Annotated in this window: 19 protein-coding genes; 6 read left to right on the forward strand and 13 right to left on the reverse strand. The window is 64.4% G+C overall.

All coding sequences use genetic code 11. The features are described 5' to 3' along the window. Positions 1–119: 119 nt before the first annotated feature. The 5 genes from M5J20_RS06125 to ppc form a co-directional block, all read right to left on the reverse strand. Positions 120–479, reverse strand: a complete 360-nt coding sequence (locus M5J20_RS06125) for a helix-turn-helix domain-containing protein (protein ID WP_253577600.1) — start codon at positions 477–479, stop codon at positions 120–122. A gap of 424 nt (positions 480–903) precedes the next feature. Then, positions 904–1,518: a heme ABC exporter ATP-binding protein CcmA gene (ccmA, locus tag M5J20_RS06130; protein ID WP_253577601.1), complete on the reverse strand. Its 615-nt coding sequence runs from the start codon at positions 1,516–1,518 to the stop codon at positions 904–906. Next, entirely contained in the window at positions 1,515–3,503 is a 1,989-nt protein-coding gene (locus M5J20_RS06135; RefSeq protein ID WP_253577604.1) for a bacteriocin-associated integral membrane family protein, read from the reverse strand. The genes ccmA and M5J20_RS06135 overlap by 4 nt, the downstream gene beginning before the upstream one ends. 3 nt (positions 3,504–3,506) lie before the next feature. Then, on the reverse strand, positions 3,507–3,701 hold the full coding sequence (locus M5J20_RS06140) for a lactococcin 972 family bacteriocin (protein ID WP_253577606.1): 195 nt from the start codon (positions 3,699–3,701) through the stop codon (positions 3,507–3,509). A gap of 381 nt (positions 3,702–4,082) precedes the next feature. Beyond that, a complete protein-coding gene (ppc, locus tag M5J20_RS06145; RefSeq protein ID WP_253577608.1) occupies positions 4,083–6,737 on the reverse strand; it encodes a phosphoenolpyruvate carboxylase in 2,655 nt (884 codons plus the stop codon). Positions 6,738–6,911: 174 nt separating this feature from the next. Between ppc and metX the strand changes: the two genes are divergently transcribed. After that, positions 6,912–8,048: a homoserine O-acetyltransferase MetX gene (metX, locus tag M5J20_RS06150; protein WP_253577610.1), complete on the forward strand. Its 1,137-nt coding sequence runs from the start codon at positions 6,912–6,914 to the stop codon at positions 8,046–8,048. Here the strand turns inward: metX and M5J20_RS06155 are convergent. The 3 genes from M5J20_RS06155 to M5J20_RS06165 form a co-directional block, all read right to left on the reverse strand. Next, positions 8,045–8,707: a metallophosphoesterase family protein gene (locus M5J20_RS06155; protein WP_253577612.1), complete on the reverse strand. Its 663-nt coding sequence runs from the start codon at positions 8,705–8,707 to the stop codon at positions 8,045–8,047. The genes metX and M5J20_RS06155 overlap by 4 nt on opposite strands. A 9-nt stretch (positions 8,708–8,716) precedes the next feature. Further along, positions 8,717–8,974, reverse strand: a complete 258-nt coding sequence (locus M5J20_RS06160; RefSeq protein WP_253577837.1) for a DUF3017 domain-containing protein — start codon at positions 8,972–8,974, stop codon at positions 8,717–8,719. Positions 8,975–9,053: 79 nt separating this feature from the next. Then, complete coding sequence (locus tag M5J20_RS06165) at positions 9,054–9,917, reverse strand: bifunctional methylenetetrahydrofolate dehydrogenase/methenyltetrahydrofolate cyclohydrolase (RefSeq protein ID WP_253577614.1); 864 nt, start codon at positions 9,915–9,917, stop codon at positions 9,054–9,056. A gap of 52 nt (positions 9,918–9,969) precedes the next feature. On the opposite strand from M5J20_RS06165, the gene M5J20_RS06170 reads away from it, so the two are divergent. Both M5J20_RS06170 and M5J20_RS06175 read left to right on the forward strand, forming a co-directional pair. Continuing rightward, positions 9,970–11,319: a M20 metallopeptidase family protein gene (locus M5J20_RS06170; RefSeq protein WP_253577616.1), complete on the forward strand. Its 1,350-nt coding sequence runs from the start codon at positions 9,970–9,972 to the stop codon at positions 11,317–11,319. 3 nt (positions 11,320–11,322) lie between these two features. Continuing rightward, the gene (locus tag M5J20_RS06175; protein WP_253577618.1) at positions 11,323–11,790 is read left to right on the forward strand and encodes a tRNA (cytidine(34)-2'-O)-methyltransferase; all 468 of its coding nucleotides are present in this window, start codon (positions 11,323–11,325) and stop codon (positions 11,788–11,790) included. Positions 11,791–11,811: 21 nt separating this feature from the next. On the opposite strand, the gene M5J20_RS06180 is transcribed toward M5J20_RS06175, so the two are convergent. From M5J20_RS06180 to M5J20_RS06200, 5 genes are read right to left on the reverse strand one after another with little or no spacing between them, the layout of a single operon-like run. Then, a complete protein-coding gene (locus M5J20_RS06180; RefSeq protein ID WP_253577619.1) occupies positions 11,812–12,051 on the reverse strand; it encodes an AbrB/MazE/SpoVT family DNA-binding domain-containing protein in 240 nt (79 codons plus the stop codon). 9 nt (positions 12,052–12,060) lie between these two features. Then, a complete protein-coding gene (locus M5J20_RS06185) occupies positions 12,061–12,705 on the reverse strand; it encodes an MOSC domain-containing protein (protein ID WP_253577621.1) in 645 nt (214 codons plus the stop codon). Between the two features lie 30 nt (positions 12,706–12,735). After that, positions 12,736–14,097 (reverse strand): PH domain-containing protein, encoded by a 1,362-nt coding sequence (locus tag M5J20_RS06190; protein ID WP_253577623.1) that lies wholly within the window; start codon positions 14,095–14,097, stop codon positions 12,736–12,738. Continuing rightward, positions 14,094–14,600 (reverse strand): PH domain-containing protein, encoded by a 507-nt coding sequence (locus M5J20_RS06195; protein WP_253577625.1) that lies wholly within the window; start codon positions 14,598–14,600, stop codon positions 14,094–14,096. The genes M5J20_RS06190 and M5J20_RS06195 overlap by 4 nt, the downstream gene beginning before the upstream one ends. A 10-nt stretch (positions 14,601–14,610) precedes the next feature. Then, the gene (locus M5J20_RS06200; RefSeq protein WP_253577627.1) at positions 14,611–17,808 is read right to left on the reverse strand and encodes an error-prone DNA polymerase; all 3,198 of its coding nucleotides are present in this window, start codon (positions 17,806–17,808) and stop codon (positions 14,611–14,613) included. A gap of 144 nt (positions 17,809–17,952) precedes the next feature. On the opposite strand from M5J20_RS06200, the gene M5J20_RS06205 reads away from it, so the two are divergent. The 3 genes from M5J20_RS06205 to M5J20_RS06215 are packed head-to-tail and all read left to right on the forward strand — an operon-like array spanning position 17,953 to position 20,779. Beyond that, positions 17,953–18,849: a MetQ/NlpA family ABC transporter substrate-binding protein gene (locus tag M5J20_RS06205; RefSeq protein ID WP_253577629.1), complete on the forward strand. Its 897-nt coding sequence runs from the start codon at positions 17,953–17,955 to the stop codon at positions 18,847–18,849. Positions 18,850–18,862: 13 nt separating this feature from the next. Beyond that, complete coding sequence (locus tag M5J20_RS06210; RefSeq protein WP_253577631.1) at positions 18,863–19,747, forward strand: MetQ/NlpA family ABC transporter substrate-binding protein; 885 nt, start codon at positions 18,863–18,865, stop codon at positions 19,745–19,747. After that, a complete protein-coding gene (locus M5J20_RS06215; protein WP_253577633.1) occupies positions 19,748–20,779 on the forward strand; it encodes a methionine ABC transporter ATP-binding protein in 1,032 nt (343 codons plus the stop codon). Positions 20,780–20,787 lie beyond the last annotated feature (8 nt).

Genomic DNA, 20,787 nt, shown 5'->3' on the forward strand with positions numbered 1-20,787 from the left:
CCACCGCCTGCACGAGTCATTGGGATACATCACCCCACAAGAGATGGAAGACGCCTACTATCAACAATCACACGCCCAACCGTTGGGCGTTCAATAAGCGGAACGAAAACCAGGACGCTTCAGATTTCATAGCCCGGCAGGTGGTCCAAGGTGTCGACTGGGTCCGGTGGGAGATACTCCGGGCGGATTTTGGCTACGTTTTTGCGGAACCAGGATTCTGATCCTTCCCAACCGACGCGCTGGGCGATGACCTTCGCATTCAACCGGGGCGACTCGGCCAACAGGGCGCGCACCGCTGGCTCATAAGCGTCGAAACTCGTTGGCCTTGCCGGGCGTGGGGAATACTCCGGCGGCGAATCACACGCCAGCGCGCGTTCGACTGTCTTTTTCGCGCAGCCGACTTCCTCAGCGATCTTCCTGATTGACAGTCCCTGCCCACGCAGGAACCGGATTTGAGCCCATTGATCCAAAGAAATCACCCATCCAATCTTTTTCGGATGGGCTACTTTTCGAGGAGCGTTTTGGGCTACTTTTCAACGAGCGCTGACAGAATCGTTTTCTTGCCTGTTTCTTGCTTCTCGGGCGCGTTTTAGGTTGGATCCGCCTCTCCGGCTCCGAGGCGTCGAAGCCGACAACCTCCCCGGCGTTGCGCAGGGCGATGGCGAGCCCGTTCATGGTGACCTGGATCGTCTTGGGTACGAGGAAGGTCTCGCCACCGGCGTTAGCCGGCTGGGAAGCGCTGTGCCCGACCGAGACACCCACGTTGATCAGCCCAGTCTCGCCTTCCATCCCCAAACGCCACCCCTCCCGTAGTCGCTGGGTGCTGCCTACGCGTCACCAAACGACCGCGCATCCGACAAGTACAGGGGTGACGCTCGATCCCAGCTATATTTTTCCGCTACATCAGAGCTCCACTACCTCATCTGAATTATTGGAAATAAACGCAGAATGGGTGGCTACGACGACTACTGCGCCTTTCTGAGCAAAATGGCGTAGATGTTTAAGAACGAGTTGCGCATTTGCTTTATCGAGGGCTCCGGTTGGCTCATCTGCTAACACTATTTTCGGCTGCGCGAGAATGACTCGTGCCAAAGCGATGCGTTGTTGTTCACCACCAGAAAGTTCGCTCACCGTTCGCTTCTCGGATCCGCCAAGTCCGACTTCATTCAGCGCCGCCTCCATTGTTTCGCGGGAGACGCGGGGGACAGCGATCTTGATGTTCTCCATCACAGAGAGATCGGAGACCAAACCGTAGTCCTGAAACAGATATCCGACGTTTGATCGTCGAAATTTGCGACGTGCGCGCGAATTCATAGATGCGATGTCGAGCCCCTCGAACTCGATCGTCCCCGAATCCGGCGTGGTCAGCCCACCTAACATATTGAGCAAGGTTGTCTTGCCGCTGCCGGAGGGCCCTGTGAGCGCCGTGATTCGACCTGCCCTAAACGTGGCTGTGAAAGCTTGCAAAACCGTCCGCTCGCCAAATGCGCAGGATACTTCGCTTACCTGAATTGTCATTGCGGTTCCGTACCTCCTCTTGCATCCCACCGCGAAGCAGCTTTGAGCATCAACCCCACAGAAACCATGAACCATACTGCGCCGAAACCTACTACTGCGACGATGGTGGATGGCGACCATTGATTTTCAAACCCGATACTCCAGGTTGACGGCACGCGGCTCTCGGCTTGAATCCAATGATCGCGAACCTTATAAAGCAGCCAACCAATCGTGGCTAGGAAGAATGCAACTTCGATAGCTACTGCTTCTTTTGCAACCCACCAAGGGCTTCGCCCACAAACATAGGCAACGTGGATTTTGCGCCGGTAGGTGACGCGAAAAGTAAGGACCGTGGCTCCGACCAAGACCGTCACAAGCAGGACTGATGCAAAACCATTCAGCCCCCACAGGGCCACATTCTGCTCGGCGGTGCGAATGCTCGCCTGCCATGAGTCTTCACGCGGTCTAAAGAAAGCAAGTGTGTTCCCAGTAGCGCCCTTCAACATTTGCGAAGGTACGTCAGGGGAGACAGTTAGAAGGACTTGCTGGGATACCTTTGACATCAAGTTGTGGTCGCCCAACGGAGCGAGGCCACGCGGGAGTATGACGAGAATCGGGTTATCGACTTGCGGACGGTAGTTAACGTCATAGGTGAATACCGAGCCTAAGCTGCAACCGTCCCGCCACTCTATGTCGGGTGCTGGTTCATTGGCATAGCCGGCCTCGAATTCGAGCGAATCCTCGATCACGTTTCTCGAGTGCACAGACATTTCTCCCGGCGAGCAGACCGTCACTGCAGCACCATCCAACATCGACACTCCCGCCTGTCGCGCGAATTCCTGGTTCGCTAATAGGACTGGTGCCTCTAATTCCACGGGCCATGTAATCCAATAAGGATCAACGAGGAGTACGTCTCCCGCCTCGTCGGCAACCCGGAATGGCGCTGCGGTCTCTGTATCTGACCAGTCTTCGAAGGCCGTGTTGACGTTCAACGCCAACTCTTGCGGCCCACGGTGAGCATCCCACAGCCCCTGCAAGCGGTGACGCGCCTCGAGTTCCGCAGAAAACCCAACCAAGGTTGCAACCACACTGAGCGCAGCAACCAGGGTCACTCCGCGGACGGCAGTCAGGGAATAGAGAATTGGCCGCGCGTGGATCTTGCCCTTGATGGATTGCGGTATCGATGTCCTGCGAACCAGAAACTGCCCACCTAGGTAGCCAACGAGCACACACACAGACAGAATCACGCTGATCGTGAAATACATTCTCCAAAATACCCAGCTCTCCGCCCACCCGTTGTAGGCATAAAGAAGGCCAGCAACAATCAGTGGGCTTCCGAGGTAGGCGATCGTAAGGGCAACGCTTTGGCGCTGAATTTCAATACGGGTCGATTCTGCGGCGCTGAGCCCAAGCAGTCGATGAACACCGACCTCCCGCGAGCGGGCAATGACATGGCCCGCGCCTAGTACCAGACACAGGAGCACAGATAGGATCAGCAGAATGGGAATTGTCGAAGATGCAAAGATTTCGGAGAAGTAACTGGTAAGAGGCACCGCGTCGAGCCCCTGTTCGGCTAACCACCGCAGCAAGTGTTGCTCGTCCGTCGCAGACCCTTTGAGATGGAGAGGTTGCCTTGGATCAGAGTATGGAAAGTCTTCCAGCGGATAAAATATGTCAACTTCCCCGCGTTCAAAGCGCGGCCGTTCCATCCGACCGCCGTTAGGCGGAAGCGAGGATGAGTAGACTCGCTGCTCACCACCAGAGACAGCGAGCGACGAGTAGTTAATCGCGATATCGAAGTCATTGCTTCGCGCAAACTCGGCCAGCTCGGAATAGAAACTCGCACGCTCCGAAGCGGTGCGATCTGATTCCACCTGTACCCCGTACTCACCCAGGTGACCATCGATCGCTGAGTAAAGCCTCGCGCCGAGGAAAGCCACGGTAGTCGACAGAATGGCCGTTGCGAATATCCCCACGGCTAATAGGCCTGATTTCAGAAGAGACATGCTCTAGCCCACAGCTATAGAGCCATGTCGAACGCCGTTGTGAAAGTAGTGGGACCACACTGTGGAAGAATCACTGCCATAATCCCAGATTCCCCCGTCAATACTGACAATCGTCGCCCCAGCAACACCGGTGCCGGCAAGGGTCAACGCACTCGCCAAGACTGCACCTCTGGTGCGGTTTCGAATTTTAATCTTCATGGTTCCTGCCGCCGGTAGGTATTGAGCGGCGAAGGAGCCTCCGCCGTATGGCAATTATCAAAGTCAGATTTGTGTTACGCAAGTAGGAAAACCTACCTTTGTGATCTGCGGCACTACATGCCATCAAGTCAGCGTGGGGCTTCTCTGTCATGGCGCAGCACCGTCTGCTCACGCACGGTCGCGTCCTTTAGCGCGGGATACCGCCTTCAGGATTACTCATTGGTACATCCCGTCATCATCGACCGGTCTTACCGGTTGTTATCTACTTTCGCCCCTTCCTGAACCAACCAAAAACCTCTCACCTGGCGAAACGTTATCTTGTCTCTTTCTTGCTCTGAAGCGGGTTGCAGGGGATCCACCCAGCGCCCCAGCCGCAGAAACCTAACCCGCGTTGCGCAGGGCGGTGGCGAGTCCGTTCATGGTGACCTGGATGGTCTTGGAGACGAGGAACGTCTCGTCGCCGGCGCGGTAGCGGCGCAGCAGCTCGAGCTGGACGGCGTTGAGCGGCAGCAGGTAGGGGTAGCGGCGCTTCAGGGAGCGGGCCTGGCGCTGGTTCTCGGCAACCAGGTCCGTGTGCCCGGTGATGCGGAAGTAAACCTCCTTGGTGCGCTGGAATTCATCGGCGATGAGCCCGTAAATGCGTTCGGCTACCTCGCGGTCCTCCACTAGGTCGGCGTAGAGGCGGGCTAGCGACATCTCCGCCTTGGCCATGACTTGCGCCATGTTGGACAGCACGGATCGGAAGAACGGCCAGTCGCGGTAAAGCTCGCGAAGCTCCTCCCAACAGTCTTCGCTCTCGCCCGCCCAGCGCTCGACCGCGGTGCCGACGCCGAACCAGCCCGGCACGTTGGTGCGCGACTGCGCCCAGGACAGAACCCAAGGGATGGCGCGGAGGTCGGAAATCGCGGTGGTCTGTTTGCGGGAGGCCGGCCGGGAGCCGAGGTTGAGCTCGCCGATCTCGTGCAACGGGGTGGACTGGGTGAAGTAGTCAATAAAGCCAGGGTCGCCGATGAGATCTTTGTACTTTTCGCCGGAGTAGGCAGCGAGCGTACGCATGATGTCGTAAGCGCGGGTCGGGTCTTCGATAGGTTCGGTATCTAGGAGGGAGGCCTCAAGGGTGCCGGCAACGAAAGCTTCGAGGTGGCGGCGCGCGGTCTCTGGCGAGCCGTACTTGGCGGAGATGATCTCTCCTTGTTCGGTGATTCGGATGGAGCCGGCGACAGCGCCCTTGGGTTGGGCGAGGATGGCGTCGTACGTGGGCCCGCCGCCGCGGCCGACTGCCCCACCGCGGCCGTGTGCGAGTCGAAGGTGGATGCCGTGTCGGTTGCAGAGTTCGACGAGGGCGAGTTCGGCGTCGTAGAGCGCCCAGTTCGCTTGCAAATAGCCGCCGTCCTTGTTGGAGTCGGAGTAGCCGAGCATGACCTCCTGGACATCGCCGCGGGCCCGGAGGTGTTCGCGGTAGAACGGGAGCGACCAAAGGTCTTCGAGGATGCGGGCGCCGTGTGCAAGGTCCTCGATGGTTTCAAACAGCGGGACGACGTTGACACTATTCAGGCCAACTTCCTTAAGCAGGACCATGGGTTCGAGGATGTCGGAGACGGCCCCGGTCATGGCGATAATGCACTGCGCGATCGCACCCTGGCCGAGGTCTTGCACGGCGCGGGCAGCGGCGGCGAGGATGCCCATTTCCTTGCGTGTGTCGTCGCTAAGCTGGGCCTCGGCGCGCAACAGCGGGCGCGGGGTGCGCAGCTCCTCGACGAGCACCTCCACGCGGTCTTCCTCCATAAGCGACGCGTAGTCCTCGCACACGCCGGCGATGCTCAGTACTTCAGCCACGACCTTTTCGAAGGATTCGGAGTTTTGGCGCAGGTCAAGCGTGTACAGGTGGAAACCGAAGGTGGTCACCGCAGAGCGCAGGCGGCCCAGCCGGTCGTCTGCAATGATGGCGCCGCCGTGCGCACGCAGGGAGGCGTCGATCACGTCCAAGTCTGCAAGCAGCTCACCCGGGTCCGCATACGACAGATGTTCGCCGGTTCTCGGCTCGCCGGCGAGTACTTCGCGGGTAGCGACGACGCGGTGGCGGATGCCGTAGATGGCGCGGCGGTAGGGCTCGTCGACGCGGGATTCGGCGGTGTTGTTGGCGGACTCCGCAAGCTTGGAAAGCTCCTCCGAGCAGGTGGAGTAGCGATCTGAGAGGGACAGTTCGCGCTCCAACTCGCCCAGCTCGTCGATGTAGTGGCTGAGCACGGTGTCGGCGGCCCGGCGGGTGGCATACGTGAGAGTGTCTGCATTCACGTACGGGTTGCCGTCGTGGTCGCCGCCGATCCAGGAACCGGGGCGCACGACGGGGGTGAGCTCGAGGTCGCGTTCGAAGGTGTCGCGCAGCTCGTAGCGGATCGCGCGGTTAAGGGCCGGGATCTGCTCAAGCAGAGAGAGCTTGTAGTAGCGCAGGCCGACATCAATTTCGTCCTCAAGGCGCGGGCGCGCGATGCGGATAAGCGCGGTCTGCCACATCAGGGTCATGCGCAGCTCCATCTCCCGTTCGATGACTGCCGGGTCGGCACCAGCGTGGAGTTCACTCAGCAGGCGCTTGATGTGGGTCTGGGTGTCGAAGACGGTGCGGCGACGGGTCTCAGTCGGGTGTGCGGTGAGCACCGGGGACACCTGCGCCCCGCTGATGAGTTCGGCGACCTTGTCAGCGTCCACACCGCTTTCTTTCAGGTGGGCGAAGCTGGTGCGCAGCGAGACCGGTGCGGCAGCTTTCTCGTCATCCAAGTCTTCAACCAAGTTGGCTAGCAGCGCGAAGTGGCTGAAAGCGCGTGCAACGAGGTTCATTTTGGTGATGTCCATGTCGTGGAAGACTGCGAGCAGATCTTCCGGGACGGCATCCCCGTGGGAGATGTCGAAGGCGGCGCGGCGGGTGGATTCGACCAAATCGAAGATCTCCTGCCCTTCCTGCTTGGCGATCACACGGCCGAGCACCCGGCCAAGGAGTCGGATGTCTTCACGGACGTGATCGGCTGGCTGGACAGACACGGAGGCTTCCTTCAAGTACGGCGCGACAAGACGTCACGGGTGTGACGCGCTAGTCAAAAGTAGCCAAGTTCCACTCCCCTGTCTCGGAATCGGAGGTCACACTATCTTTCTCCTACCGAATAAAAGGTAGACCGCTTAGTCCGCTTTAACAGTGAGTTGCCTACAGTAGATCCCATGCTTCCTTCAGAGGGCGACCTGCACACTGTTGCCATCGGCGACGTGACCACCGAAGCTGGGGCCACCATCGCCGATGCGGCCATTGCCGTCCGCCGCTGGGGTGAACTGCGGGGTGAGCCCGACGGCGAGAACAACATCCTGCTGGTGGAGCATGCACTGACCGGTGATACCCGCGCTGACGATTGGTGGTGCGAGATCATCGGCCCCGGCAAGGCCCTGGACACAGACCGCTGGTGCGTGGTGTGTACGAACGCACTCGGCTCCTGCTACGGCTCCACCGGCCCGGCAAGCGAGCACCCGGACGGCGATGCGTGGGGGTCACGCTTCCCCGCCATCTCCATCCGCGACATGGTTGTGGCGGAGGCCGCGGCGCTGGATGCCCTGGGCATCGGCCGCGTCCACGCCGTGCTGGGCGGCTCGATGGGTGGCGCCCGCACGCTGGAGTGGACGCTGCTCTACCCGGAGCGCGTGAGTTATGCCCTAGTGATCGCCGTCTCCGCCCGGGCAAGCGCGTGGCAAATTGGCATCCAGTCCGCGCAGATCACCTCAATCACCCAGGATCCCGCCTGGCAAGGGGGCGACTACCACGCCACCGGCTCCTCCCCCGACGCCGGGCTCGCCGCCGCTCGCCGCCTCGCTCACCTCACCTACCGCGGCGAGCTGGAGATCGACGAGCGGTTCGGCACCTCCCCCCAGTCGGGCGAAAACCCTCTCGGCCCATTCCGTGCCGATGACCAGCGCTTCGCCGTGCAGAGCTACCTCGAGCACCAGGGCAAAAAACTCACCGAGCGTTTCGACGCCGCGTGTTACGTCGCCCTCACCGAGGCACTGAATCGCCACGACGTCGGGCGTGGGCGTGGCGGCCTCAACAAAGCGCTGCACTCAATCAACGTGCCGACGATGGTGGTGGGCGTGGACACCGACATCCTGTACCCGTACCACCAGCAGGAACACCTGTCGCGCAACCTGGGCAACCTGCTCGCAATGGCCAAGCTGTCCTCTCCGGTGGGCCATGACGCGTTTCTGGTTGAGGCGCGCCAGATGGATCGGATTCTGCGTAACTTCATCGCTTTGACGGAGCAGGCGCCGAGCGGCAGGGAGATCGCAGCGGCGCGCGGCGAGTACGCGATCTAGGCTGTCGCCAGGTTTTCGATGCGCACCTGCGCACCGTCGTCGACAGCCATGTAGGCCTTGCCCATGCCCACCCAGCCGATGAACGGGTCATGCGCGAGCGTGATCTGTTGGTGGACGTGGCCGAGCAGCCACGCACCGTACCCGCAGGCGGTGAGCTCCTCCGCGGTGCACGGGAGGCAATCGTGGTTGGAGTATTCCCCGGTGATGGAAGTGTGTAGGAGGCCGAGGTTGGGCGTGCCGGCGATTGGGGCTGGGAACTGACCAACAAGCCGGCGCGGATCCCGGTCCACCGCAACGGCGGCCGTGTGCAGCGCCCACTGGCCCGCGTGCATCGTCTGCGGCTCGGTGCTGGCAACGGCGACACCGTCTGGGATCACGTCGGAGAGATCGTGGTGCACGTCGTGGTTGCCGGAGATGAAGAAGCAATCGTCGAAAAGCTCGAGCCCCCGTGCGAAGAAGCGCGTGACCTCGCTGTACGTGTCCTCGGTGAAGCGTTTGCGGTCAATGACGTCTCCGAGCATGACCATGTGCCGCGATCCGGCGGCGGCTCCCTGCTCCAGCGCACCGAGCGCCCAGTCGATGCCGGGGCCGGTCTTTTTGGCGTCGTGTTGCTTGCGCCCGAGGTGAATGTCTGCGAGGACGAGGATGGGTTCGCTCATCGCTCCACCCTACGACCCCAGTGAATCCACCGAGTAGGCCAGCCACATCATCGCGGCGCCGAGGGCGGTGCAGAACAGCACGTCGAAGCGCTTCGAGCGCACGGCGAGGAGTCCGATCACCTTCGAGTCGCAGCTCAGCCGCATAGCGGCGAGCCACAGCATGGTGGCACCGAGGGTGAAGGTGGCGCGGCGCCAGTGCTCCGTCGCGGAAAAGAGCGATGCAGCGGTGAACCCGGCGACGAAGACCGCAATCATGGCGTACTGCATCCACCGCGGCAGCGGGGATGGGCGGTTGCGCAGGTCGTGGGGGTTGTCCAGCGACAACCCCTCCGGCAGCTCGCGCGTTTTAGGCAAGCTGCTCAGCTCGGCGCTCGGCGGACTCGACGATGTTGCGGACCAAGAACGTGCGCGTCATCGGGCCGACACCGCCCGGGTTCGGGGAAACCCAGCCGGCCTTCTCCCACACGTCCGGGTGCAGGTCGCCGACGGTCTTCCCGTCCACGCGCGACACACCGACATCCACGAGCGCGGCGCCCTCCTTGATCATGTCCGCGGTGATCATGTGCGGCTTACCGGCGGCGGCGATCACCACGTCGGCGCGGCGGGTTTCGGCTGCGAGATCCTTGGTACCGGTGTGGCAGAGCACTGCGGTGGCGTTCACGCCGCGGGTTGTCAGCATGAGCGAGATCGGGCGGCCCACAGTCACGCCGCGGCCAACCACGCACACAATGGCGCCGTTCAAATCCACACCGAAGCGCTCCAGCAGCTTGATGGTGCCGTTCGGGGTGCATGGCAGCGGCGCGGGCTCATTGAGTACGAGCTTGCCCAGGTTGACGGGGTGCAGGCCGTCGGCGTCCTTGGCCGGATCGATGAGTTCGAGCACGCGGTTCTCGTTCAGGTGCTTCGGCAGCGGGAGCTGGACGATGTAGCCGGTGACGGCATCGTCGTTGTTCAGCTCGTCGATGAGCGCCTCAAGCTCCTCCTGCGTCGTGTCGCCGGGCAGCTCCTTCTGAATGGACGCGATGCCGAGCTCCTCGCAGTCCTTGTGCTTCATGCGCACGTAGTTCTGGCTCGCGGGGTCCTCGCCCACCAGCACCGTAGCCAGGCCCGGGGTGATGCCATGCTTTTCCTTCAAGCGAGTTACACGAGCTTGAAGGTCCGCGAAAATCTCCTCGCGGTAGAGTTTTCCGTCCAGTTTGATCGCAGTCACGCCACGATTCTATGCCTCCGCGCGCAGCGAACACGGCAATAGGATGGGAGCCATGACGAACGTGAACCTTGACGCGCTGCGCGACGGAATCGACACCGCTGCGCGGGACATTCGCGACGATGTCATCGACTGGCGCCACCACCTGCACAAACACCCGGAGCTACCGAACCGGGAGGAGCAGACGGCGGCGTTCATCGTCGAGCGGCTGCGGGAATTCGGCATCGCCGACATCACCGAGGGTGTCGCTGGCCACGGCGTGGTGGCGCGGATCCGCGGTGACAACGGGGACGAAGAGGGAGACCGCCGCACTATCCTGCTGCGCGCGGATATCGACGCCCTGCCGGTGAAGGAGCAATCCGGCGAGGACTTTGCCTCCGAGGTCGTGGATACGGAGTACCCCGGCGGCCCCTTCCCGGTGGCACACGCCTGCGGACACGACACGCACGCCGCGATGCTACTTGGCGCGGCCAAGATCTTGCACGACCAGCGGGATCAGCTCCGCGGCGACGTGCTGCTCGCCTTCCAGCCCGCAGAGGAAGGCGCACCCGCCGGGGAGGAGGGTGGTGCCTCCCTGATGGTCGAGGAGATGGAGGCGCAAGGACTCTTCGAGCCGCGCCCGACAATGGCGTTCGGCATCCACATCTCGCCGCTTCCCGTCGGGGCCGTCGCGTACGCGCGAGGTATCCAGAATGCTGCGTCCGAGACGGTGAAGATAACTGTCGTCGGCAAGCAGGTGCACGGCTCCACCCCGTGGCAGGGCATCGATCCGATGCCGGCGGTCGGCGACATCTTGAGCAACACCGGCCAGATCTACCGTCAGATCGACGTGGAGGAGCGCTTCTCCATCTCACTCGGCCACATTGTGGACCAGGGCCGCTTCAACATCGTCGGCGAGCAGGTGGAGATCTGGGGCACAGTGCGCGCCCTGCGCTCCGAGGTCATGGCGGATGTGAATCAGCGCCTCGAGCGTTACGTTGAGCACCTCGCCGCCGCGCACGGCTGCACTGGCACCGTCGAGTTCTTCGATGAGGTCCCGCCCGTGGTCAACGGCCCTGAGTGGATCGATTCGATCTTGCCGGTGTACGAGCGCATCGCGGGCGAGGCGCCGGTGATCGAAGTCCCGTCTTCCATGGGGTACGACGATTTCTCCGAGTTTTCCTCGCGCTTCGGCGGCGTGTACGCACTGCTCGGCGGGCAGAACATCGCCTTCACTGCCGACGGCGGCATCGAGCCCACCGGCGGTGACGATCGCGGCTTCGTGCCCAACCACAGCCCGCGGTTCTACGTCAACGACGAGGCGCTCGAATACGGCGTGCGCCTCCACGCGCAGGTTGCGGTGGACCACCTATTCGGCGAGCTGTCCGGCGAGCCGCAGGAGAAGCTATCCGGGGGCGCGCGCTAATCCATGCCCTTGCACATCATCTTCGACAACCCCGTCATTCCCGGTAACACCGGCAACGCGATTCGCCTCGCCGCGAATACGGGCGCGGTGCTGCACTTGGTCGAGCCGCTGGGCTTCAATTTCGACGACAAGCACTTGAAGCGCGCGGGGCTGGATTACCACGACCTGGCAGATGTCCAGATCCACCCCGATTTGGACACGTGCTTTTCGACGTTAGGCCCAAGCCGCGTCTTCGCCTTCACCACCCAGGCGACCACAATGTATCAAAACGTGAAGTATCAGTGGGGCGATGCGCTGCTGTTTGGCACCGAGCCGACCGGTTTGCCCCGGGAGCACTCGCATCACCCCCGCGTGACTGACCAGGTGCGCATCCCCATGGTGCCGGGGCGGCGCTCGATGAACCTTACGAACTCGGCCTCGGTGGCAGTGTTCGAAGCGTGGCGCCAACTCGGCTTCGCCGGCGGGGTCTAGTGTCCAGCGCGATCATGGACACTAAATTCTTCCCGCGTCAATGAGTGCGAAGACATCGTCGTCAGTCACTGGCGTTGAACCGTACGCGACCAGGAACCCGTCTTCGTTCCTCTCCACTCGCGCAGTCCTGCCGCCTGGAATGACTGTGAGGCCCCCGCCGTGCGCACTGATGTCCACTACCGAGCCAGGGGTAAGCCCGAGCGCATCCCGCAGAGATTTAGGGATGAGCAACCGCCCACCGGAATCAATCTTCGCCTGCACGGGAACAGGCTAACCGAACCGCTTGTCGTAGCGCGCCTGGTACAGCGGCGGTAGGATGTTCAGCTCCCACATCCGGTGCGCGAGCTCGTCGTCGCCCATCCACGCCGCGAATGCTTCGCCCATGGTGAAGCCGTGCTCCGGCGTATCCAGCGGGGTGATCGAGTCGCCCGGGCGGATCACGCCCTCCTTGTTCACGCGGAAGTACGCGCCGCAGTCGCCGGATTCGGTGAAGCGGCGCACCCAGGCGCGCTCCCCCATCCACTTGGCAAAAGTGCGGCACGGCGTGCGCGGCACCGACACCTCGAGCTCCACCTCGCCGACTTGGAAACGCTGGTTCAGCAACGCGCGGGTCCAGTCGATGCCGGCGGTGGTGAGGTTCTCCCCGAACACGCCGTGGGGCAGCTCGCGGCCCAGCTCCGCCGACCACGCGTCGAGACGCTCGCGCGCAAACGCGTAGACCGCTTTTTGCTGGCCGCCGTGGTGCTGGGTGTCGCCGATGTGGTCGCCCGCGACCCCGGAGCCGTCGCCGTAATCCGGCCCCGGGACGGTCACCGTGATGAATTCCGCGGATACCTTATTAATACCGCTTTGGCGCTTCAGCCCGCCCGGGTCCGGTTGGGGGTCGGCGATGTTGGTGCTCAGAACCTCTGCCATGCGCTCACGGTACCGCAGCAGGGTCTGCGCTTACGGTACAGCAGCAGGGTCTGCGCTCAGCGGTGGCAGCTCGCGGGAGCGCAGCGTATCCACGAGCTGCCGGGCCGCTGCCTCGTCCAAGTCGCGCGCCGTCATTCTCACTGGCCCTGGCACGAGGTCGAAGCGGACGTCGGCAATGTGCAGCGCGCGCTGCAGCGGCCCCTGTTTGAGCGTGAGTTCCTGGATGTGCGCGGCGGTGACCATCTGGTAGCGGCGGGTAAGGCGCCCGAACGTGGTCACCGCTACGCCCCCGCGCACCGTGGCAGTTTGCCAGCGCCAGTCCACTGGCGAGACCCAGCGCGCCCGGCGCGGTGTCACGTACTGGGCCGCGGCTGTGTCCGTGAGCTGATCCGCGGTGAGCGGCCCGACGGCACCGACAACTGCTACGGCCTGCTCCCACGTGCCAACGGGCAGCAGTTTCGCTGTGCCCGTGGCGTTGCTGCGCTCGGAGGCGTACCCGGCGGTGGTGATGGAGACGGTCCACCACCCAAAAGGCCGCCACAGCAGCGGCTGCTTCAGTTGCAGCGCGTGGATCCGGGTTTCGGGCACTGCTTGCCGACGCCTATTTGCCAGCCCGTAGGTGAGGTGGAACACGCCGTCGGCACGCGTGGCGTTGAAGCGCCAGGACTGGTCGATGGTACGCCAGATGAGCGGGATGAAGCCAACCAAGACGGGCACCACCGCGGCAAGCGAGATGCCGGTCCACAGTGGGGCGGTGGCGGACAGCAGCGTGAACACCGTCGAAAACTGCAGTGCGGCGGCGGCCAGCGAGCGCCCGATGGGGATGGGCGAGACGAGGTAGTTGCGTTCCGGCGCCGGTGCATCTTCCGCGAGCTCGTCTGCGAGCGCTGTGTCCCCGCCCTTCGCGGCGATGCGGGCGAGGATCTCTGCGCGCAGATCCTCGGCTTCGCCGTGCGGCAGGTAGGCGATCTCAATGGCGGCGTTGATGCCGCCGGCGACCTCCACGCGCACGGCGGCGAGGCCGAAGACGCGCGGCGCGAGCGGTTCGACCACGTCGACGGCCTGGATGCGGTCGTAGCGCGCGGTGCGCACCTGGTTCGTCAGCACGCCGCGCTTGAATTCCAGCTCTTCCGCGCCGACTCGGAACCCGGTGCGGGACCACCACAGCTGGCTCACGCCGAACACCAAGCCCAGGGCGGCGACCACGCCAGCGATACCCCAGAGCGCCTGGCCCCAGCCGACGTCTTCGCTGGTGAGCCAGTTGAAGAGCTGCCCAGAGAAGTTGAACACGGCCAAGGCGATAAGCGTCAGCACCGTCGCCCACACCCGCAGCAGCGGGCTGAGGCGGTGGACGCGGCGGTAGCCACCGGCGCTCGGCTGCGGGCCGGTCACAGGCCGCTCATCCTCTCGCGCGCCTTCGCCGCCAACCGGTCGCGCAACGCGTCCGCCTCCGCGGCGGGCAGGCCCGGCAAGCTCGAGTTCGAGGTGGTGGAGGCGGTGTGGATCTCCAGTTTCTTCAGCCCCAGAGCGCGGGCGATGGGCCCTGATTCCACGTCCACAAATTGGATGCGCCCGTAGGGAATCGCCGTGATGGTGTGCCACATCTTGCCTTTGCTCAGCAGCAGCTCATCCTCGGTTTCCAGGTACCCCAGGTTGCGCACGCGAAACGGCACGAGGATGAGGTTCCACAGCAGCAGCGCAGCCGCACCCGCAAGCGCCCACAGAAGCCACGTCCACTCCCAGCGGTAGTACGCGTAGCCGATGCCGCCGAGCAGAATCGCCGTCCAGATCAGCGCACCGGTGAACCGCGGCACCATCAGTTTCGGGGAGACGCGGTGCATCTCTTCGACGCTGGTCGGCAGCGGGGTGGGCTGGGAGGATGCGTCGGCAAGCATGGGCCCCAAGCTAGCGGAAGTCCCGGGAGCCGCGGGTGAGCCACTCCCCCATCTGCAGCGGCTCCAGCCGGTCCGCCACCAAGCTGGCGGCGCCGGAGGCGTTCTGGATGATGCCGCGCACCACCAGCGCTTTCGCGGTGCGGGCCAGCACTTTCTGGCGGTTCCACAACCCCACCGGGATGACCACGTTGACCAAGCCCGTCTCATCCTCCATGCCCAAAAACGTCACGCCGCCTGCAGTCTTGGGTGCCTGGCGGTGCGTGACCACCCCGGCGACGCGGATGCGGGTGCCGTCGGGGACGTGCAGCAGTTGATCGGCGCGCACCACGCCCGCGGCGTCGAGTGCGCCGCGCACCATCTCCACCGGCATCTTGTCGTGGGTGACGCCGGTGGCCACCACGTCCGCCGCCATGAGCTCGAAGGCGTTCATGCCGGGCAGCGCCGGCGCCGAAATCGCCGACAGGCCGGGCAGCATGCCTTCGCGTTCGGTGGCGGCGATGCCGGCCTGCCACATCGCCTGCCGGCGGTCCACACCGAAACAGTCCAGCGCGCCCGCCCGGGCGAGCGCCTCGACGTGCTCCACCGTCAGGTCCGCCCGGCGCGCCAGGTCCGGGATGCCGGTGAACGGTTGGGCCTCCTCGATGCGGTCGGCGGCGGCGTCGCCAAGGCCGCGGATCAGGTTGAGGCCCACACGCATGGTGCCGGTGCCTGCGTCGGGAATGCAGCGCGCCTCGCGCCCGGACTCGTTCACGCACACCGGCAACACCGTCACGCCGTGGCGCCGCGCATCCTGGATCAGGGACTGCGGCGAGTAGAAGCCCATCGGCTGGGCGCGCAGGAGCCCCACGCAGAACTGCGCCGGGTAGTAGCGCTTGAACCAGGCGGAAAAATAGACGAGTGAGGCAAAGGACTGGGAGTGTGACTCGGGGAAGCCGTAGGCGGCGAACGCCACGATCTTGGCCCACAGCGTGTCCGCCACGGCTTCGCCGATGCGGTTGGTTTCCCAGCAGCCCTCGTAGAAGCGCGCCTTCAACGCCGCCATCTTCGCCGGTGAGCGTTTAGAGCCCATCGCGCGGCGCAGCCCGTCCGCCTCCCGGCCCGAAAACCCGGCCGCGTCTACCGCCACCTGCATGAGCTGCTCCTGGAACAACGGCACGCCGAGGGTTTTGCCCAGGGATTTCTCCAGCACGGGGTGGTCGTACTGCACCGGCTCCGTGCCGTCGCGCCGCCGCAGGTAGGGGTGCACGCTGCCGCCCTGGATCGGACCGGGGCGGATGAGCGCCACCTCCACCACCAGGTCGAAGAAACACCGCGGTTTCAGGCGCGGCAGGGTGCCCATCTGGGCGCGGGACTCCACCTGGAAGACACCCACGGAGTCTGCGCGGCAGAGCATGTCGTACACCTCGGCGTCATCCAGCGGCAGCTCCCACAGCCGCACCTCGCGGCCCGTGGTGTCGCGCACCAGGTCAATCATGTGGTGCAGCGCTTCGAGCATGCCGAGGCCCAGCAGATCGAACTTCACCAGCCCGGCGGAGGCGCAGTCATCCTTATCCCACTGCACCACGGAGCGGTTCTCCATCCGCGCCCACTCGGTGGGCACCACGTCCGCGATCGGCCGGTCACAGATCACCATGCCGCCGGAGTGGATGCCCAGGTGCCGCGGCTGGCCTTTCAGCTCGGCAGCAAGCTGCTCCACTGCGGGCGGCGGCGCGGCGATCTCCTTCGACCAAGAGTCTGCCGCGCCTTGGGCGTACCCCAGCGCGCGCGCCGCATCCCGGATCGCGCCTTTGCGGCGGTACGTGATCACGTTCGCCACCTGTGCCGCGTTATCCCGCCCGTAGCGGGCGTAGACGTACTGGATCACTTCCTCGCGGCGCCCGGACTCAATATCAATGTCAATGTCCGGCGGCCCGTCGCGGTCCGGCGACAGGAAGCGCTCGAACAATAGCCCCGCCGCAATCGGCTCCACACTGGTGATGCCGAGCGCGAAGCACACCGCCGAGTTCGCCGCACTGCCGCGCCCCTGGCACAGGATGTCTTCCCGCCGGCAGAAATCCACCAGGTCATGCACGATGAGGAAGTAGCCGGGGAAATTCAGCTCCTCGATCACCTGCAGCTCGTACTCAATCTGGGCCATTGCTTTTCGACGTATCTCCTGCGGCCGCGAGGCGTACCGCACCTGGGCGCTGGAGAGCGTGAGTGCGCGCAGGTGCGTCATTTCGTTGTGCCCCACAGGGGTGGGAAAATCCGGCAGCTCGGGCGCGACCAGGTTGAGGGTGAAGGCGCACTGCTGCGCCAGCTCGGCGGCGTAGGCGAGTTTCTCCTCGCAGCCGGGCAGCATGGCGCTCAGCTGCTCGGCGCTGCGCAGCCAGTTGGCCCCCATGGGGTGGAGGTTGCCGTGCGCATCCGCCAGCGATTGCCTGCGCCCCAGCGCGCGCTTCGCCGCGGCGAGGCGCGCGGCATCCCGGGTGGCGGCGGCGGGCGCGGCGGTGACAATCGCCGGGAGGTGGACGAAGCTGTCTAATTGGGCGTGGCGGTCCGCGTCCTCCGGCAGCATCGCCACCTCGTATTCCCGCACAATATTCATCGCGCCGAAAGCATCGACCAAGCGGTCGATTTCATTCGCCCACGCCCACCCCGCGAGCACCACGCAGGTGCCGTCCAGCGCAGCGCCGATTAGCTCCAGCGGCGGGTACGCTACCTTGTCCTTCTCCCGGGTCGCCATGTGCGCGTCGGTGATCAGGTGGGACAAACGCTTATAGCCCTCCGGCCCGCGGGCGATGACTGGCAGCACACGCTCCCCCAGCGTCAACTCCGCACCGAACACGGTGGCTAAACCCGCCTCCGCGGCGGCCTCGGCGAACTTCACCGCGCCGTAGAAGCCGTCGCGGTCGAGCACGCCGAGGGCATGTAAGCCCAGCTCCGCGGCCCGCGCGACCAGTTCCTCTGGCTCGCTGGCCCCACCCAGGAAGCTGTAGGAGGACACCGCGTGCAGCTCCGCGAACGGCATCGCCGCAGGCTTGGGTGCGGGAGGCGCTGGGGCGCCCCCTGTCCCCGCCGTCGGCACGCAGTGTGCCCCTTCGGGCGCGTACGTGAACCCCGCGGGCGTGCCGGTGTGGTCAACAGGGATGGGTACGGGGCCGGGCCGGCCGGAGAGAATGCGCTCCAGCCGGGACCAGGACAGCGGCTCGCCCCCGTTAAACCTCATGCGCGAAACGCTACCAGTATTCGAAAGTATGTACCAACACTTTCGTCAGACCGAGGGCCGCGCCGCGAACCGGAAATAGACTAAGCGGTTCACACGGTGCTAGATTCAGCAACCGTAGTTTTCCGCTGAATAGAAGGATGAGCCATGCGCGCTTCCCGTTTCATCGCTGCCGCCGCGGCAGCCACCCTGGCCCTGACCGGCCTGACCGCCTGCTCCAACGAGTCCACCTCCACCTCCGCCACCGGCACCGCCGAGGGCGAGAACGTGACCGTCCGCATCGGCACCACCGACGCCGACCAGCAGGCGTGGTCCGTCTTCGCCGACCTGGCGGAGCAGGAGGGCATCACCCTGGACATCGTCCAGTTCTCCGACTACCCGCCGGTCAACGAGGCGCTCGCCCAGGGCGAGCTGGACCTGAACAAGTTCCAGCACATCCTCTACCTGGCCAAGTACAACGCCTCCTCCGGCAACGACCTGAAGGTCGTCGGTTCCACCGAGATCTACCCGCTGGCCCTCTTCTGGAAGGACCACACCTCCCTCGACGGCATCGAGGGCTCCGAGATCGCCATCCCGAACGACGACTCCAACCAGGGCCGCGCCATCAACGTGCTGGTCCAGGCCGGCCTGGTCACCCTGAAGGACGGCGCCGACGAACTCGCCCCGACCCCGGCCGACATCGACGCCGCCGCCTCCAAGGTCTCCGTCGTTCCGGTCGACGCATCCCAGACCCCGTCCGCCTACAAGGAGGGCCGCCCGGCCATCATCAACAACTCCTGGCTGGACCGCGCCGGCATCGAGCCGTCCGAGGCGATCTTCCAGGACGACCCGGCTTCCGAGCAGGGCGAGCCGTACATCAACGTTTTCGCCTCCCGCGCCGAGGACGTTGACAACCCGACCTACGTCAAGCTCGCCGAGCTGTGGCACGACGCCTCCGTCGCCGAGGCCGTGCAGAAGGACTCCCGCGGCACCGCCGTCGAGGTCGAGCGCCCGAAGAACGAGCTGAACGACATCCTCGAGCGCCTCGAGCAGAACCAGAAGTAAAGGACACGCTTTCGTGCGCACCAACCGCATTGTCGCCGCTTCGGCGGCCCTCATCCTCGCCGCCGCCGGCCTGACCGCGTGCGGCGACGACTCCGCCTCCACCGGTGCTGCCGGCGACGCCGTCACCGTGAAGATCGGCACCACCGACGCGGACCAGAAGGCGTGGACCGCATTCGCCGAGAAGGCGAAGGAAGAGGGCATCAACCTCGACATCGTGAAGTTCTCCGAGTACCCGCCGGTCAACCCGGCGCTGGACGAGGGCCAGATCGAGATCTCCAAGTTCCAGACGATCAACTACCAGGCGCAGTACAACGCCTCTGCGGGCAAGGACCTGCGCATCGTCGGCTCCGGCGAGATCAACATCCTGGGCCTGTACTGGAAGGACCACACCTCCCTCGACGGCATCGAGGGCGAAGAGGTTGCGATTCCGAACGACCCGTCCAACCAGGGCCGCGCCATCAACGTGCTGGTCCAGGCTGGCCTGGTCACGCTGAAGGACGGTGCGCCGACGCTCACCCCGACCCCGGCCGACATCGACGCCGCCGCGTCCAAGGTGTCCGTGGTCCCCGTGGATGCAGCGCAGACCTCCTCTGCGTACCACGAGGGCCGCCCGGCAGTTATCAACAACAACTTCCTCGACCGCGCCGGCATCGATCCGCAGAGCTCGGTGGCTGCCGACGACCCGAACTCGGAGCTGGCAGAGCCCTACATCAACGTCTTCACCGTGCGCGCGGGCGACATCGACAACGCCACGTACGAGAAGATCGTGGAGATCTGGCAGTCCGACGAGGTCACCAAGGCCCTCGAGGAGGACTCCAACGGCACTGCCATCCAGGTCAAGCGCACGAAGGAAGAGCTCAACGAGATCCTCGACAACCTGACTAAGGACTACAGCTAAATGGCACCCACCGGCACCCGGATTGAATTCCGGAACGTAAGCAAGGTGTTCCGCACCGGCGGGCGGGAAGTCGTGGCCGTCGACGACGTCACGCTCACCGTCGAGCCGGGCGAGGTCCTCGGCGTGATCGGGTATTCGGGTGCCGGCAAGTCCACGCTGGTCCGTCTCATCAACGGCCTCGACATGCCCACCTCGGGGCAGCTGCTTCTCGACGGCACCGATATCGTCGGCATGTCCGAGAAGAAACTGCGCGGGCTGCGCCGCAACATCGGCATGATCTTCCAGCAGTTCAACCTGCTGCAATCCCGCACCGCCGAAGGCAACATCGAGTACCCGCTGCAGCTTGCGGGCATGGACAAGGCCGAGCGTAAGGCGCGCGTCGCTGAGCTCTTGGACTTTGTCGGCCTCACCGAGCGCGGCAAGAACTACCCGGAGCAGCTCTCCGGCGGCCAGAAGCAGCGCGTCGGCATCGCACGCGCCTTGGCCACCAACCCCTCGTTGCTGCTTGCCGACGAAGCGACATCCGCCCTCGACCCGGAAACCACCGACGAGGTGCTGCAGCTGCTGCGCCGGGTGAACGAGGAGCTCGGCATCACCATCGTGGTGATCACCCACGAAATGGATGTGATCCGCGCGATCGCCGACAAGGTTGCGGTGATGGAGGACGGCCGCGTGGTGGAGTACGGCTCCGTCTACGAGGTGTTCTCCAACCCGCAGACGCACGTGGCCAAGCGCTTCGTGTCCACCAGCCTGCGCAACACCCCGAACGAAGTGGAGGCGCGCGAGCTTCTCGACGCAGCACCGGGACGCCTCTTCACCGTGAACCTCAAAGAGAACTCGGGCTTCTTCGGTGCCGCCGAACAGGCCCGCAAGCGGGGTGTGTCGGTGCAGCCGGTGCACGCCGGCATCACCACCCTGCAGGAGCACAGCTTCGGCAAGATGACGGTGCGCCTCAACGGCGACGACGCCGCCATCAACGAGTTTCTGACCACCCTGCAGCGCACCACCGACATTGAGGAGATCACCCGATGAGCACCCCA

The organism is Corynebacterium stercoris, assembly GCF_024160105.1.
GTDB classification, from domain to species: Bacteria; Actinomycetota; Actinomycetes; order Mycobacteriales; family Mycobacteriaceae; genus Corynebacterium; species Corynebacterium stercoris.